Here is a 14,704-nt window from a genome sequence, read left to right on the forward strand (position 1 = left end):
GCTTGTCATCGCGCCGCGTGTCATCGGGGCGTCATGTAGCGCAAGCCGCGCGGGGATGCGAGAGGCGCGCGGTCACGCCCCCGGGACCCCGCCCGGCCCCGCCGCGCCCGGCCCTCAGGCCTGGTTCGTGCCCGACAGCGCCGGCACGCCGCCGCACTCGTTCATCAGGCCGTTGATCGGGGCGATCGCCCAGTCGGGCAGCGTGGTGGGCAGCCGCTCGGAGATCAGGGTCGCGGCCTCGGAGATCATCGCGACCGAGCGCGACTGGTCGACCATCGCCAGCCGGTCCGCGGGCGGCACCACCTGGTCGTAGACGATGTAGACCACCGCCACGAGCAGCACGCCCCGCGCCACGCCGAAGACGAAGCCGAGCGCCTTGTCCACCGGCCCCAGGATGCTGTCCTGCACGGCCGAGGAGAACAGCGGCGTGAAGATCGACAGCAGGATCAGCACGATGGCGAAGGCGACCGAGAAGGCCGCCAGCTTCGACAGGGTGCAGGCGCCGGCGAGGATCTCGCCCGCCACCGGGATCTCCTGCAGCAGCGGCTCGAGGAAGGGGGCGGCGTAGAGCGCGACGATCGCCGCCACGACCCAACCGGCGATGGCCAGCGCCTCGCGCGTCAACCCGCGCGACCAGGCCAGGATTCCCGACAGCGCCAACACCGCCAGGACCACGCCGTCCACGATCGTGAAGCTCATGCCCGCTCGTCCCCTCGCCCCGTTCCGGTTCGATCTTTTCCGGACCCCGCCGCGGGGCCGTCCACTCCGAGCGCCATCTCCGCAAGGGCCGACAGATGCTCGATTCGTCGGACCGTCATGCCAGAATTCGCCCCCGGCTTCACCTGCGAAGGCGCGAACGCGACGTTGAAGCCGAGCCGCGCGGCCTCCCGCAGGCGGGTGTCCGCCTGGGGGGCGGGGCGCACGGCTCCAGATAGGCTGATCTCGCCGAAAAACACCGCCTCGGCCGGCAAGGGATCGCCCCCCGCCGCCGACAGCAGCGCCGCGGCGACGGCCAGGTCGGCCGCCGGCTCCCCCACCCGCAGGCCGCCCGCGACGTTGAGATAGATGTCGTTGCCCGACAGCGCCACGCCGCAGCGCGCCTCCAGCACCGCGAGGATCATGGCCAGCCGCGAACTGTCCCAGCCCACCACCGCCCGGCGCGGGGAGCCGGGAGGCGAGGGCGCGACCAGCGCCTGGATCTCGACCAGCACCGGGCGCGTGCCCTCGACGCCTGCGAAGACCGCGGCGCCGGGCACCTCGCGCCCCCGCTCGGACAGGAACAGGGCCGAGGGGTTGCCCACCTGCGCCAGCCCCTTGCCGGTCATCTCGAAGACGCCGATCTCGGCCGCCGGGCCGAAGCGGTTCTTCACCGCGCGCAGGATGCGGAACGGGTGGCCCCGCTCGCCTTCGAAATAGAGCACCGTGTCGACCATGTGCTCGACCACGCGGGGCCCGGCGATCTGCCCCTCCTTGGTGACGTGGCCCACCAGGATCACCGCCGCGCCGCGGCGCTTGGCGAAGGCGGTCAGCGCATGGGCCGCCGCCCGCACCTGGGAGACGGAGCCCGGCGCGCTGTCGACCGAATCGAGCCACATGGTCTGGATCGAATCGACCACCACCACCGCGGGCTTCTCGGCCTCCAGCATCGCGAGGATCGCGTTCAGGTCGGTCTCGGCCGACAGCGACACCGGCGCGTTCTGCAGGCCCAGCCGGGAGGCGCGCATGCGGATCTGCGCCGTCGCCTCCTCGCCCGAGACGTAGACGCATTTGGCCCCCTGCCGCGCGAAGGCCGCGGCGGCCTGCAGCAGCAGGGTCGACTTGCCGATCCCCGGATCGCCCCCCACCAGCACGGCCGAGGCCGGCACCAGCCCGCCGCCCAGCACGCGGTCCAGCTCCTCGACCGCGGCGGACAGGCGCGGGGGCGCCGGCTCCTCCCCCTCCAGCGAGACGAGCGTCGCCGCCCGGCCCTTGCCATGGGCGACGCCGACGGACTTGGGCAGGGAGGCGGCGACGCCCGCCTCCTCGTGGACCGCGTTCCAGGCGCCGCAGGAATCGCAGCGGCCGGCCCAGCGGGCATGCACGGCGCCGCATTCGGCGCAGACGAAGATGGGGGCGTTTCGGGCCATGACGGGGTTCTGCGCCGATCAGCGCGCCAAGAAAAGCCCCGCCAGCAGCAGGAGGCTGCCGAGGGTCTGCACGATCGCCGCCCGGCGGTCCCAGCCGCGGGCGGCGAAGGCCAGGCGCAGGGCCGCGACCAGCAGCAGCGCCGCCCCCACCAGCAGCGCCGCCGGCAGGCCCGCGCGCCCGCCGGCGAAGGCGATGGCGGCGCCGAGCGCCGCGGCCCCATGGCGCGCCCGCGTCGCGCCGGTCTCGTTCAGTGCGCGCCAGACGCTGCGCAGCGTGGTGGCGATCAGCAGCCCCACCAGCGCCGCGCCGACCCATTGCCCGAGCTCCGCCGTCATCGCTCCCCTTTCGTCGTCCGTCGCGGCGTCGCCAGCGAGATCGCGAGCGAGGCCAGCACGCAGCCCGCGAAGAGCGGCAGGCCCCAGGCGGTCTCGACCCGCCCCAGCCCCACGCCCTTGGCCACGATCACCCCCAGCGCCACCAGGAACACGTCGGCCATCGACAGCTTCCCCAGCACCTCCAGCGCCGGCATCCAGCGCACGCCGAGCCGCCCGAAATGCACCGCCGCCAGCGCCAGGGTCTTGGCGTAGGGCAGCGCGATCCCGAACAGCGCCACCAGCGCCGCCAGCCCCGGCTCGTCCTCCCACAGCGCCGCCACGCCCGAGAGGATCGAGATCCGGTCCCCGTCGAGGAAGGGGATCAGCCGCGCCTCGACCAGCGGCGCCGCCCAGGCCAGCGGAAACAGGACCAGCAGCGCGAGATTGGCCCCGGCGAGCGGCGCGGGCGCGCGCAGACCGCTCACCGGCGGTCCGCGCAGGACGCGGAGGCAGGCGCAGGGGGAGGAGAGGACATCGGCGAGGGCTCCGGCAACGCGCTCGGGCGGGGGCGCGGGCGCCCGCCCGGCGCCGCGGCCCCGCCTATTCGGGCGTCCTGAGATAGTCGGCGTCGGCCACGGGTTCCAGCCAGTCGGCGGTGCGCCCGTCGTCCTTCTCCTGCATGGCGATATGGGCCATGGGGCTGTCGGGGGCGGCGCCGTGCCAGTGCTCCTCGCCCGGCGCGAACCAGATCGCGTCGCCGGGACGGATGATGCGGACCGGCCCGCCGCGCGTGCCCACCCGCCCGAAGCCCGAGACCACGAACAGCGTCTGCCCGAAGGGATGGGTGTGCCAGTTGGTGCGCGCGCCCGGCAGGAAGGTCACCCGGATCGCGGCGACCCGCGCCGGCGCGGGGGCGCTGTTGATCGGCTCCTGCCAGACCTCGCCGGTGAAATAGTCGGGATTGGCGCGCGCCGCCGGCCGGCCTGCGGGAAACAGCTCCATCGTCGTTCCTCCCGTGATGGTTCGCCCCAGCCTCGCCCGCGCGCCTCCCGCACGCAAGCGCCGCGTCCCCCGTCGCGCCCGCCGCCGCCGCGCCCGCGGCGCCCCCCGCGTCGGCTCCCGCGGCCCCCATCTCCCGGCCCGCGGACCAGGCGCCCGGCGCAACGCGCGGAGGTCCTCGCAAAGCGCCTGTTCTTCGGAGCCGTCTCTCGCTGATGCCGAAAAGAGCGACTCGCCCGCCGGGGTCCAGGATCGCGAAGCGACCCCGCCTCTTGGCGGGGCTTGTCCTTGACCCCGGCGGGCGAGTCGCTCAGGCATCGTCAGCGAGAGACGGATCCGAAGGACAGGCGCGGCCCCTGTTCTTTGGTGAGTCAGGAGCCCGCCGGAGGCTCCCGCCCTCTGCAAAAAAGGCTCGCCCGACCCCAGAGGCCCAAGCCCGCCCGCAGGGCGCCCGTAGACCGCCCCTTTCCCCGGCTCAGCGCTTCTTGCGCTTCCCCTCGTAGGGGTTCTCGCCCTTGCGCCAGTTCAGGCGGATGGGCGTGCCTTCCATCCCGAAATGCTTGCGCAGCCCGTTGACCAGGAAGCGCTTGTAGCTGTCGGGCAGCTCCTCGGGGCGCGAGCAGAAGGCGATGAAGGTCGGCGGCCGGGTCTTGGCCTGGGTCATGTAGCGCAGCTTGATCCGCCGCCCCCCCGGCGCCGGCGGCGGGTGGGAGGAGGTCATCTCGCCCAGCCACTGGTTGAGCTTGGCGGTGGAGATCCGCATCTCCCACTTGCCGCGCGCCTTGAGGATCGCGGTCCTGAGCCGCTCCACTCCCTCGCCCGACAGGGCCGAGACGGGCACCACCGGCGCGCCCTTGAGCTGGGGCATCAGGCGGTGGAACTCGTCGGTCAGCAGCTTCAGCGCGCCCTGGCGGTCCTCGACCAGGTCCCACTTGTTGACGCCGACCACCACCGCGCGGCCCTCGCGCTCGGCGAGGTCGGCGATGCGCAGGTCCTGGGTCTCGAAGGGCTTGTCGGCGTCGACCAGCACCACCACGACCTCGGCGAACTTCACCGCGCGCAGGCCGTCGGAGACGGACATCTTCTCCAGCTTCTCCTGAATGCGCGCCTTCTTGCGCATGCCCGCGGTGTCGAAGATCCGCATCCGGGTCCCCGCCCAGTCGATCTCGACCGAGATCGCGTCGCGGGTGATGCCGGCCTCGGGGCCGGTCAGCAGGCGGTCCTCGCCCAGGATCTTGTTGATCAGCGTGGACTTGCCGGCGTTGGGGCGGCCGACCACGGCGATCTGGATCGGCTTCTCCGGCGCGCCGGGCTCGATCTCCTCGAGCTCGTCGTCGAAGTCGTCCTCCTCGCCCAGGTCCTGGGGCAGGTCCACCGCCTCGGCGGCGCGCTCGGCCTCGACCTCCTGCATCGCGGTCTGCAGCGCGGTGTAGAGATCGCCCATGCCCTCGCCATGCTCGGCCGACAGCGGGATCGGCTGGCCGAAGCCCAGGCTCCAGGCCTCCATGGCCGCGTCCGCGCCCTGGCGGCCCTCGGCCTTGTTCACGCCCAGCAGGACGCGCGCGCCCTTGCGGCGCAGGATCTCGGCGAAGGTCGCGTCCTGGGGCAGCAGGCCGGCTCGGGCGTCGACCAGGAACAGCGAGGCGTCGGCCATGTCGACCGCGCGCTCGGTCAGCGCGCGCATCCGGCCGGGGAGCGACTCGGCGTCCGCCTCCTCGAGCCCGGCGGTGTCGATCACCACGAACTGGAGGTCGCCCAGCCGCGCCTCGGCCTCGCGCAGGTCGCGCGTCACGCCGGGCTGGTCGTCGACCAGCGCCAGGCGTTTGCCCACCAGGCGGTTGAACAGCGTCGACTTGCCCACGTTGGGCCGCCCGACGATCGCGAGCTTGAACACCGCGTCACCATCCCGGCCATCCCGGCCGGTCCCAAAAGAAGTCCGGCCCGGTCCGTTCCGGAAGGGCCTCAGCGATAGGCGAGCAGGTCGCCCTCGTCGGTCAGAACATACACGGTTCCCCCGGCCACCGCCGGGCCCGTGCGCGATCCCCCGGGCATCTCGACGACCTGCCCCGGCGCGCCGGTCTGCGCGTCGAAGCTCATCAGCCGCCCGTCGGAGGAGGTGATCAGCACCCGGTCGCCCGCCAGCACCGGCCCGCCGTAGACGATGGCGGTGGTGGCGTCGTCGGGATCCTCGCGCGCCTCAAGCGGGGCGCGCCACAGGGTGCGGCCGGTCTCCATGTCCAGGCGCACCACGGCGGGCTGGGTGGTGACGGCGTAGAGCGTGTCGCCCGCCGCCCACACCGGGGTCAGCGAGCCGAAGTCCCGCTGCCACACCCGGCGCCCGTTGCGCCCGTCGAACAGCGCCAGCGCGCCGCCGGCGTTGCCCGCGATCACCCGCGGCCCCGGCGCCAGCACCGGGTCGGAGGTGATGTCGGAGAAGGCCGAGAGGCCCGAGGTCCGGCCCAGCGACACCAGCGTCGCCGTCCAAACCCGGAAGCCGGGGCCGGTGCGCACCAGCATCAGCTCGCCCGAGCCGAAGGGCAGCACCGCCACGTCGGTGGCCAGCCCCGGCGAGGCGCCGCCCAGGTTGCCCGCGTTGGGCAGCCCGGTCTCGATCTCCCATTTCTTCTCGCCGGTGGCCGCGTCGTAGCCCGTCGCCACGTCGGCGCGGTTCACCGCCACCACCATGCCGCCCCGCGCGGTGGGGGCGGCGCGGTAGGGGGCCGTGCCCTGCACGCGCCACAGCTCGTTCCCGGTCGCCGCGTCCAGCGCGGTCAGCTGGCCGAAGCCGTCGGTGACGTAGAGCTTGCCGTCGGCATAGCCCACGCCGCCGCCGTAGCCCTCTTCGCCGTCCTCGCCCTCGGGCGTCAGGTCCACCGACCATTTCGCGGCGCCGGAGGTGGTGAAGGCCTCGACCCCCGACTCGCCGTCGCGCACGAAGACCGCGCCGTCGGCGATCACCGGGCCCGCCATGGGGATGCGCTCGTCCGCGCCGGCGCCGGCCGACACGCGCCAGGCCAGCGACAGCGAGGCCGGGGCCTCCAGCCGTCCGCCGCTGCGCTGGGCGCCGCCGCCGCGATGGGTCCAGTCGGCCTGCGCCGCGACCGGCGGCAGGGGCCGCGCCTCGGGCGTGGGCAGCGTCGGGTCCGCGGAGGCGCGGATCGGGATCCGCTCGCCCGGCAGGCGCGGATCCTCGTCGTCGGAACAGGCCGAGACCGCCAGCGCGGCCATCAGAGCGGTCAGAAGAACCGGGCGGATCATCCTTCGCCTCCCCCCAGGAGTTCCTGCATCTGCCCGACCCGCTGGCGCAGCGAGGGGCTGACCATCGGATCGTTCAGCACCGCCTCGACGTCGGCGCGCGCGCCCTCGATGTCGCCGGCCTCCAGCAGCGCCGCGGCCCGGGCCTCGAGCGCCAGCATCCGGAAGGGCTCGCCTTCCTGCACGTAGGCGGCCAGCGCGTCGGCGCGCTCGGACGGGGTCAGGTCGACGGCGCGCAGGAGCGCGGCCTTGAAGCCGGCGAGCTGGCGGTAGAGCGGATCGGCGGCGCCGTCGCTCTCGATCGCGTCCAGCACCTCGATCGCGGCGGCGCGGTCGCCGGCCTCGACCAGCGCGCCCGCCTCGGTCAGCCGCGCGATCAGCGCGGGCCCGGGATCGAGGGTCTCGGCGCGGCTGGCGAAGGCCTCCGCCCGCTCGGTCGCGTCGGGGATGCTCGCGGCCTCGATCAGCGAGGCGCCGGCGGCGCGGGCCTCGGCGTTCTCCTGCTGGTCGAGCCAGGTGGCCACGCCGGCGCCGGCCACGGCCAGCACCACCACGCCCACCACCCACGGTCCCCAGCGCCGCCAGGCCGTCAGCATCCGGTCGCGGCGAAGCTCTTCCGAAACCTCGTCGATGAAGGAGTCCCTGTCGGCCACGTATCGGATCCCTTGTGGTTTCGCGGGCGTCGATTCCATGGCCCGGGAGGGCCGTCCCGACGGCAGGCGCCGTCGCGTCAGCCCCGTCCGGGCCCGTCCGCGCCTGTCCGGCCGTAGCGTCAGGGCGAGTTTTTTTCGCCGCAGAGAGACCGGATGAACGCGGTTTTGCGTATAGATGCCTGTCGGATGCGGCGCAAGGTTGCGCGAAGTTTACGTGCGCGCCATCTAGGCCGGCGACAGGCTTCGCGTTCGCGAAGCGGATCAGCATGGCCGGCGGCGCCGGCCGCGGGGCGAGGGCCGGCGCGCGCCGGCGCAAGACGAGGCGGTTCTTTTATGAGACTGGTTCCCGTTCTGATGGCGCTGGCCGTCTGCGTCGGGCTTTGGTTCTGGATCGTTCCGGCCAGCGGCCAGCAGGTCGCCGCCGCCGATCCGGCCGCCGCCCCGGCGGGCGGCTCCGTCGCCGCCGGGCAGCAGGCCTCGCCCTCCGTCAAGGTCGTGGCCTTCCGCAGCCAGGCCCGCGACGTCGACAACGCCATCGTCCTGCGCGGCCGCACCCAGGCCCACCGCCTGGTGGAGGTGAAAGCCGAGACCGCGGGCCTCGTGGTCTCCGATCCCCTGCGCGCCGGCGCCCGCGTCGAGACGGGCGACCCGGTCTGCCGGCTCGACTCCGGCTCGCGCGAAGCGCAGCTCGCCGAGGCGCAGGCGCGGCTCAGCCAGGCCGAGGCCGACGCCGAGGCCGCCGACACCCTCGCCCAGCGCGGCCTGACCGCCGAGAACACCGCCAAGGCCCGGCGCGCCGCGCTCGAGGCCGCGCGCGCCGCGACCCGCGCCATCCAGCTCGACATCGAGCGCCTGACCATCACCGCCCCCTTCTCCGGCGTGCTGGAGACGGATTCGGCCGAGATCGGCTCGCTGGTGCGCACCGGCGACGTCTGCGCCACGATCATCTCCCTCGACCCGATCGAGATCGTGGGCTACGCGCCCGAATCCGAGGTCGACCTGCTGCGCGCCGGCATGCCCGCCCACGCCCGCCTCGTCGGCGGGCGCACGATCTCGGGCCAGGTCGCCTTCGTCTCCCGCTCCGCCGACGAGACCACCCGCACCTTCCGCGTCGAGATCGAGGCCCCCAATCCCGACGCGGAGGTGCGCGACGGCATGACGGCCGAGATTCTGATCCCCGTCGCCTCCGACCGCGCCCACCTGGTCCCGCAGGCCGCGCTGACCCTCAACGACGCCGGCGTGCTGGGCGTGCGCACCGTCGGCGAGGACGGCCGCGCCAAGTTCCTGCGCGCCGGCATCCTGCGCGAGGACGAGCGCGGCATCTGGCTGACCGGCCTGCCCGAGGAGGTCGGGGTGATCTACGTGGGCCAGGAATTCGTGGCCGACGGGCGCGAGCTCGAGGTCACCTGGAAGGACTGGAAGGCCGCGCCATGATCCCGGCTCCCCGCCCCTCCCGCGCCATGCGCGCCGCACCCCCGATCCAGCAGGGAACTTCCGCATGACCGGCGTGATCGACTGGGCGGCCGCGCGGGCGCGGATGATCTTCGCCTTCATCGCGATGACCATCGCCGCCGGCGCCATGGCCTACATCGGCCTGCCCAAGGAGGGCGAGCCGGACATCGACATCCCGATGGTCTTCATCTCCGCCCCCTTCCCCGGCATCACCGCCGAGGACAGCGAGCGGCTGATGGTCAAGCCGATGGAGCAGGAGCTGCGCTCCATCGACGGGCTCGACAAGATGACCGCCTTCGCCTCCGAGGGCTACGCGGGCCTGCTGCTGCAGTTCGAGTTCGGCTGGGACAAGACCGCCACCATGGCCGCCGTGCGCGAGGCCGTGGACACCGCCAAGGTCGAGTTCCCCGCCGGCGCCGAGGAGCCCGAGGTCGACGAGTTCAACTTCTCGGAATTCCCCATCCTCGTCGTCGCCCTCTCCGGCGACGTGCCCGAGCGCACGCTGCTCAAGGTCTCCAAGGACCTCCAGACCCGCCTCGAGGGCCTGCCCGAGGTGCTGGAGGCCGGCCTCGCCGGCCACCGCGAGGAGATGCTCGAGGTGGTGATCGACCCCCTCAAGCTCGAGGCCTACGACGTCACCGGCGCCGAGCTGATCCGGGTGGTGGTGAACAACAACGCCCTCGTGGCGGCGGGCGCGGTCGAGAGCGGCTCGGGCCAGTATTCGGTGAAGCTGCCGGGATCGTTCGAGGATCCGGCCGACGTCTACGCCCTGCCGGTGAAGGTCAACGGCGACCGCATCGTCACCATGGGCGACATCGCCGACATCCGCCTGACCTTCGAGGACGCCAGGGGCACCGCCCGCTACAACGGCCACCCGACCGTCGCGCTGCAGATCGTCAAGCGCAAGGGCATGCCCGTGATCGACACCGTCGACGCGGTGAAGGCCGAGCTCGACCGCGCCCGCGCCGAGTGGCCCGAGCCCCTGCGCGAGGCCGTCTCGATCAACTACGCGATGGACGAATCCACCCAGGTCGCGGGCATGGTCGGCCAGCTCGAGGGCTCGGTCCTGACCGCCATCGCGCTGGTGATGATCGTGGTGCTGGGCTCGCTCGGCGTGCGCTCGGCGCTGCTGGTGGGCTTCTCGATCCCCACCTCGTTCCTGCTGTGCTTCTCGCTGCTGGCGATGTTCGGCATGTCGATCACCAACATCGTCATGTTCGGCCTGATCCTCGCCGTGGGCATGCTGGTCGACGGCGCCATCGTGGTCGTGGAATACGCCGACCAGCGCATCCAGGACGGCGAGGGGCCGATGCGCGCCTACACCGAGGCGGCCAAGCGCATGTTCTGGCCCATCGTCTCCTCGACCGCGACGACGCTCTGCGCCTTCCTGCCGATGCTGTTCTGGCCGGGCATCCCGGGCGAGTTCATGGGCAACCTGCCGGTCACGCTGATCTTCGTGCTCTCCGCCTCGCTGGTCGTGGCCCTGATCTACCTGCCCGTGGTGGGCGGCGTCGCGGGGCGGCTGTCGCGCACGCTCGACCGCCGCTCGGCCGCCATGCAGGCGCGCTGGTCGCGGGGCGTCCGCGCGATCCGCTTCGCGATCATGGCCGCGCTGACCGCCGGCGCGGCGCTGATGATGATCGAGGCGCCGGACACGCCCGGCCGCATCCTCGCCGCGGTCCTGCTGATCCTCTTCTGGCTGGAGCTCTCGGCCGTCGCCGGCTCCTTCCGCGAGCATGGCCTGCCGCCCCCCGCGCGCGCGGGCTACCGCCGCACGCCGTTCGGCCGGGTGATCCGCTTCCTCACCGGCAACCCGGTGATGCCGTTCGTGGCCATCGGCTCGACGCTGGCCGCGGTCTTTTTCATCATGGGCGTGTGGTATCCCGCCAACCAGCTCGGCACCGAGTTCTTCGTGAAGACCGAGCCCGAGCGCGCCGTGATCTACGTGCGCGCCCGCGGCAACCTCTCGCTGTCCGAGCGCGACCGCCTGCTGCAGGCGGTCGAGGACATCGTGCTCGACGTCGAGGGCGTGCAGTCGGTCTTCGCCTTCGCCGGCGACGGCGGCCTGAACGACCGCGGCGGCAACGCCCCCAAGGACGCCGTCGGGCGCATCCAGCTCGAGCTCGCGCCCTGGGGCACTCGCCCGCCGGGGGACGAGGTGCTGGCCGTCATCGAGAAGAAGATCGAGGCCTATCCCGGCGTGATCTCCGAGGTCGCCCAGGCCCAGGAAGGCCCCCAGCAGGGCAAGCCCGTGCAGCTGCGCCTGCAGGGCGACGACTGGCAGGACCTGCTCGACGCCGCCGCGACGGCGCGGGCGCATTTCGAGCAGATGGGCGGCCTCGCCGAGATCGAGGACACCCGCCCCCTGCCCGGCATCGACTGGGAGCTCGACGTCGACGTGGCCCAGGCCGGCCGCTTCGGCGCCGACGTCAGCCAGATCGGCCCGATGGTCTCCCTCATCACACGGGGCATCCTGCTCGACACCATGCGCCCCGACGACTCCGACGAGGAGATCGAGATCCGCGTGCGCTACCCCGAAAAGGACCGCGTGATCTCCACCCTCGACACCATGCGCATCCGCACCACCGCGGGCCTGGTGCCGCTGGAGAACTTCGTCGATCGCGAGCCCTCGCCCAAGCTGGGCGAGATCAACCGCTTCAACGGCACGCGCTTCTTCGACGTGAAGGCCGACGTGCAGGAGGGGGTGAACGCCAACGAGAAGACCGCCGAGATCGCGCAGTGGATCGAGGCCGAGAACCCCTTCCCCGCCACCGTCGATTGGTCCTTCACCGGCGACCAGGAGGAGCAGGCCGAATCCCAGGACTTCCTGATGAAGGCCTTCGCCGGCGCGCTGGGGCTGATGTTCGTGATCCTGCTCGCGCAGTTCAACTCGCTCTACAACTCCACCCTGGTGCTCTCGGCGGTGGTGATGTCGGTGGCGGGCGTGCTGGTGGGCATGGTGATCATGCAACAGCCCTTCTCGATCATCATGACCGGCACCGGCATCGTCGCGCTCGCCGGCATCGTGGTGAACAACAACATCGTGCTGATCGACACTTTCCAGGAATTCCGGCGCGAGATGCCGGAGCTCGAGGCGATCGTGCGCACGGCCGAGGCGCGCATCCGCCCCGTGCTGCTGACCACGATCACCACCATGGCCGGCCTCGCGCCGATGATGTTCGGCATCTCGGTCGACTTCTTCGGCGGCGGCTACACGATCGACGCGCCCTCGGCCCTGTGGTGGAAGCAGCTCTCGACCGCGGTGGTCTTCGGACTGGGCTCGGCCACGGTGCTGACGCTGGTGGTCACGCCCTCGGCGCTCGCCGCGCGGGTGTGGATCGGCGCGGGCCTGTCGCGGGCGCTGGCCTGGTCGAGGGACGCGCGCGAGGGGCTGCGCCTGAAGCGCGAGGCCGGGCGCATCGCCCCCGCCGACCTGCTGTGGACCGGCGCGGCCCCCGCGCCCGCCCCCGCCCAGCGCAGCCTGAACCTCTTCGAGGAGCCCGCCTCCGCGCCCCCCCGCGCGGCCGAGTGACCCCCCCGCCGCGCTCTGCGCGGCCGAGCGACCCCCGCCGCGCGGCGCACGCCGCGCGGCGAACCGGGCCTCGCCGCGTCCGGCGCGGCGAACCGATTTCTCGCCGCGTCCCGCGCGGCGGACCGGGCCCCGTCGCCCGCGCCTCTCAGCCCTTCCCGGGCTCGGCGCGGGCGGCCTCCATCGAGCGCTCCGCCTCCGCGAGGTCGTCCTCGCGCAGCACCGGCGCCGGGCGTCCGGCGGGTTCCAGGCACAGGTCCGCCTCCACCGGATAGTGGTCCGAGCCGAAGCCCTCCAGCACCCGCATCCCCGCCAGGCGCAGCCCCTCCTGGTGCAGCACCTGGTCCAGCGGCCAGGACATCCACCACGACTTCGCGTCGTAGGTCGGCAGGAACCCCGCCACCTCCCGCGGGTCGAGCAGCGCGCCGATGCGCTGGGCGCGCTCCACCGTCCGCTCCCACGGCACCGCGTTGAAATCGCCCGCCAGCACCGCGGGCGCCTGCGAGCCGCGCGCTTGCATCGCCGCCCACATCAGCTCCCCGTCCCGCCCCGTCGCCGACTGGCCGGGATGCGGCGGGCGCGGGTGCAGCCCGATGAAGCGCACCCCCTCGCCCGAGGGCAGCCGCACCGTCGCGAGGATCGCCGGCGTGTCCTGCGCCACCGGGAACACGGCCTCCGCCCCCTCCAGCGGCCGGGTCGAGAACAGGTGCATCCCGAAGTGGTCGGCGCTGATCTCCGAGACGGCGTGGGGCATGGTCGAGGACAGGGGCGAGAGCCGCTCGTCCCACCACGCGTTCGTCTCCAGCGCCAGCAGCACGTCGGGGGCCCGCGCCTCCACCAGCGCCAGCAGCGGCTCGGCGCGCCGGTTCTCCCGCTTGACGTTGGCGACCATCACCCGCAGGCGGCTCTCGGCCGGGCAACTCGCCTGCGCGTCGCCCTCGGCGGTGTAGAAATAGGGCGCGATCCGCGTCGCGTTGAAGCCCAGGGCCGCCAGCGCCAGCGCCGCGAGCCCCAGCCGCAGCCCCCGCCCCGCCGGCCGCGCCAGCGCCAGCGCGACCAGCAGCGCGACCAGGGCCAGCGCATATTGCAGGCGCGGGAAATCGGTCATCCGCACCCACCACAGGTTGGTCTCGAGCACGGAGAGGAACGTGAGGACGACGAGCCCCCCGGTCGCGAGGACCAGGAGGATCCGGAGAAGCAGGCGCATGCGGGCTCCCTTCGCTGCATCGGGTCGGGGTCGGCCCTAGACCTGTCGGTCGCGCCGCCGATGTCCACCCCGCCGCCGCGATCCGTCCCGCCTCAACGCGCGACGCCCGCCGCCCGCGCCCGTCCCCACAGGCGCCACGCCCGCCCCGCGCCGCGGGCGCAGGGCCTCCCCCGCGCGCGACGCCCGACGCGGCGCCCCCTCCGAAACGCCGACGGGCGCCCCCGTCTCCGGGGGCGCCCGTTCTCGTCCAGGCCCCGTGGGGCGCGCGTGCGTTCAGATGGCGCGGGCGCGGCTCTCGGCCAGGTAGATCTCGCGCAGGCGCTTCGCAACCGGACCGGGGGTCCCGTCGCCCAGCGCCACGCCCTCGATCTCCACCACCGGCGTCACGAAGGCGGAGGCGGAGGTGAAGAAGGCCTCGGCGGCGGTCTGCGCCTCCTCGATGGTGAAGGGGCGCTCCTCCACCTTCATCTGCGCTTCCTTGGCGTATTTCATCACCGAGGCGCGGGTGATCCCGTGCAGGATGTCCGTCGACAGGTCGCGCGTGACGATGGTCCCGTCCCTGGTCACGATCCAGGCGTTGTTCGAGGTGCCCTCGGTCACGAACCCGTCCTCGACCAGCCAGGCGTCGTCCTTGCCGCGCGCCTTCGCCTCCATCTTGCACAGCGATGGGTACAGCAGCTGCACCGTCTTGATGTCGCGACGGCCCCAGCGCAGGTCGTCCATGGCGATGACCTTGATGCCGGTCTTGCCAATCGGCGAGTGCTCGATCGACTTGGCCTGGGTGAACAGCACGATCGTCGGCTTCAGGTCCTTCGACCAGGCGAAATCGCGATCCGCCGCGCCGCGCGTCACCTGCAGGTAGACGCCGCCCTCCTTCAGGTCGTTCTTCGCGACCAGCTGGCGGTGGATCTCCAGCAGCTCCTCGTCGGTGCAGGGCGCCGGCATCTGCAGCTCGTTCAGCGAGCGGTGCAGGCGCGCGACGTGGCCCTCGAACTCCAGGATCTTGCCGTCCAGGATCGAGCAGACCTCGTAGACGGCGTCCGCCATCAGGAAGCCGCGGTCGAAGATCGAGACGGTGGCCTCCTCCTCGGGGAGGTACTCGCCGTTGACGTAGACGATGCGGGACATCGCGAAGACTCCTTGAACGTCCGGGAGGGGGACGTGGATG

Annotated in this window: 12 protein-coding genes; 2 read left to right on the top strand and 10 right to left on the bottom strand. The window is 72.9% G+C overall.

Annotation, left to right across the window (positions count from 1 at the left end; all coding sequences use genetic code 11):
• Positions 1-114: 114 nt before the first annotated feature.
• The 8 genes from P2H44_RS05560 to P2H44_RS05595 all read right to left on the bottom strand — a co-directional run bounded on the left by P2H44_RS05560 (position 115) and on the right by P2H44_RS05595 (position 7,348).
• Entirely contained in the window at positions 115-699 is a 585-nt protein-coding gene (locus P2H44_RS05560) for a CvpA family protein (RefSeq protein WP_275762456.1), read from the bottom strand.
• Positions 696-2,126 carry a DNA repair protein RadA gene (gene radA, locus P2H44_RS05565; RefSeq protein WP_275762457.1) on the bottom strand — a complete coding sequence of 477 codons (1,431 nt, stop codon included), beginning with the start codon at positions 2,124-2,126 and terminating at the stop codon, positions 696-698. Before radA ends, P2H44_RS05560 begins: the two co-directional genes overlap by 4 nt.
• Before the next feature lie 18 nt (positions 2,127-2,144).
• Positions 2,145-2,462 (bottom strand): hypothetical protein, encoded by a 318-nt coding sequence (locus tag P2H44_RS05570; protein ID WP_275762458.1) that lies wholly within the window; start codon positions 2,460-2,462, stop codon positions 2,145-2,147.
• Positions 2,459-2,926, bottom strand: a complete 468-nt coding sequence (locus tag P2H44_RS05575; RefSeq protein WP_275762459.1) for a paraquat-inducible protein A — start codon at positions 2,924-2,926, stop codon at positions 2,459-2,461. Before P2H44_RS05575 ends, P2H44_RS05570 begins: the two co-directional genes overlap by 4 nt.
• 115 nt (positions 2,927-3,041) lie before the next feature.
• Entirely contained in the window at positions 3,042-3,443 is a 402-nt protein-coding gene (locus tag P2H44_RS05580; protein ID WP_275762460.1) for a (R)-mandelonitrile lyase, read from the bottom strand.
• Between the two features lie 472 nt (positions 3,444-3,915).
• Entirely contained in the window at positions 3,916-5,334 is a 1,419-nt protein-coding gene (gene der / locus P2H44_RS05585; RefSeq protein ID WP_275762461.1) for a ribosome biogenesis GTPase Der, read from the bottom strand.
• A 68-nt stretch (positions 5,335-5,402) separates the two neighbouring features.
• Positions 5,403-6,698, bottom strand: coding sequence for an outer membrane protein assembly factor BamB family protein (locus P2H44_RS05590; RefSeq protein ID WP_275762462.1), 1,296 nt, complete (start codon positions 6,696-6,698; stop codon positions 5,403-5,405).
• A complete protein-coding gene (locus P2H44_RS05595) occupies positions 6,695-7,348 on the bottom strand; it encodes a tetratricopeptide repeat protein (RefSeq protein ID WP_275762463.1) in 654 nt (217 codons plus the stop codon). The genes P2H44_RS05590 and P2H44_RS05595 overlap by 4 nt, the downstream gene beginning before the upstream one ends.
• A 333-nt stretch (positions 7,349-7,681) precedes the next feature.
• Between P2H44_RS05595 and P2H44_RS05600 the strand changes: the two genes are divergently transcribed.
• Positions 7,682-8,782 carry an efflux RND transporter periplasmic adaptor subunit gene (locus P2H44_RS05600; protein WP_275762464.1) on the top strand — a complete coding sequence of 367 codons (1,101 nt, stop codon included), beginning with the start codon at positions 7,682-7,684 and terminating at the stop codon, positions 8,780-8,782.
• A 64-nt stretch (positions 8,783-8,846) separates the two neighbouring features.
• Complete coding sequence (locus tag P2H44_RS05605; RefSeq protein WP_275762465.1) at positions 8,847-12,332, top strand: efflux RND transporter permease subunit; 3,486 nt, start codon at positions 8,847-8,849, stop codon at positions 12,330-12,332.
• A gap of 145 nt (positions 12,333-12,477) precedes the next feature.
• On the opposite strand, the gene P2H44_RS05610 is transcribed toward P2H44_RS05605, so the two are convergent.
• Both P2H44_RS05610 and P2H44_RS05615 read right to left on the bottom strand, forming a co-directional pair.
• Positions 12,478-13,536, bottom strand: coding sequence for an endonuclease/exonuclease/phosphatase family protein (locus tag P2H44_RS05610; protein WP_275762466.1), 1,059 nt, complete (start codon positions 13,534-13,536; stop codon positions 12,478-12,480).
• 273 nt (positions 13,537-13,809) lie between these two features.
• Positions 13,810-14,664, bottom strand: a complete 855-nt coding sequence (locus P2H44_RS05615; protein ID WP_275762467.1) for a D-amino-acid transaminase — start codon at positions 14,662-14,664, stop codon at positions 13,810-13,812.
• Positions 14,665-14,704 lie beyond the last annotated feature (40 nt).

The organism is Albimonas marina (assembly GCF_029223255.1).
In the GTDB taxonomy this organism is placed as follows: Bacteria; Pseudomonadota; Alphaproteobacteria; order Rhodobacterales; family Rhodobacteraceae; genus Albimonas.

Bases quoted from the DNA above. Each gene is read 5' to 3' on its own strand.
- P2H44_RS05560 (WP_275762456.1), bottom strand. From the start codon at position 699: ATGAGCTTCACGATCGTGGACGGCGTGGTCCTGGCGGTGTTGGCGCTG.
- radA (WP_275762457.1), bottom strand. From the start codon at position 2,126: ATGGCCCGAAACGCCCCCATCTTCGTCTGCGCCGAATGCGGCGCCGTG.
- P2H44_RS05570 (WP_275762458.1), bottom strand. From the start codon at position 2,462: ATGACGGCGGAGCTCGGGCAATGGGTCGGCGCGGCGCTGGTGGGGCTG.
- P2H44_RS05580 (WP_275762460.1), bottom strand. From the start codon at position 3,443: ATGGAGCTGTTTCCCGCAGGCCGGCCGGCGGCGCGCGCCAATCCCGAC.
- P2H44_RS05590 (WP_275762462.1), bottom strand. From the start codon at position 6,698: ATGATCCGCCCGGTTCTTCTGACCGCTCTGATGGCCGCGCTGGCGGTC.
- P2H44_RS05600 (WP_275762464.1), top strand. From the start codon at position 7,682: ATGAGACTGGTTCCCGTTCTGATGGCGCTGGCCGTCTGCGTCGGGCTT.
- P2H44_RS05605 (WP_275762465.1), top strand. From the start codon at position 8,847: ATGACCGGCGTGATCGACTGGGCGGCCGCGCGGGCGCGGATGATCTTC.
- P2H44_RS05610 (WP_275762466.1), bottom strand. From the start codon at position 13,536: ATGCGCCTGCTTCTCCGGATCCTCCTGGTCCTCGCGACCGGGGGGCTC.
- P2H44_RS05615 (WP_275762467.1), bottom strand. From the start codon at position 14,664: ATGTCCCGCATCGTCTACGTCAACGGCGAGTACCTCCCCGAGGAGGAG.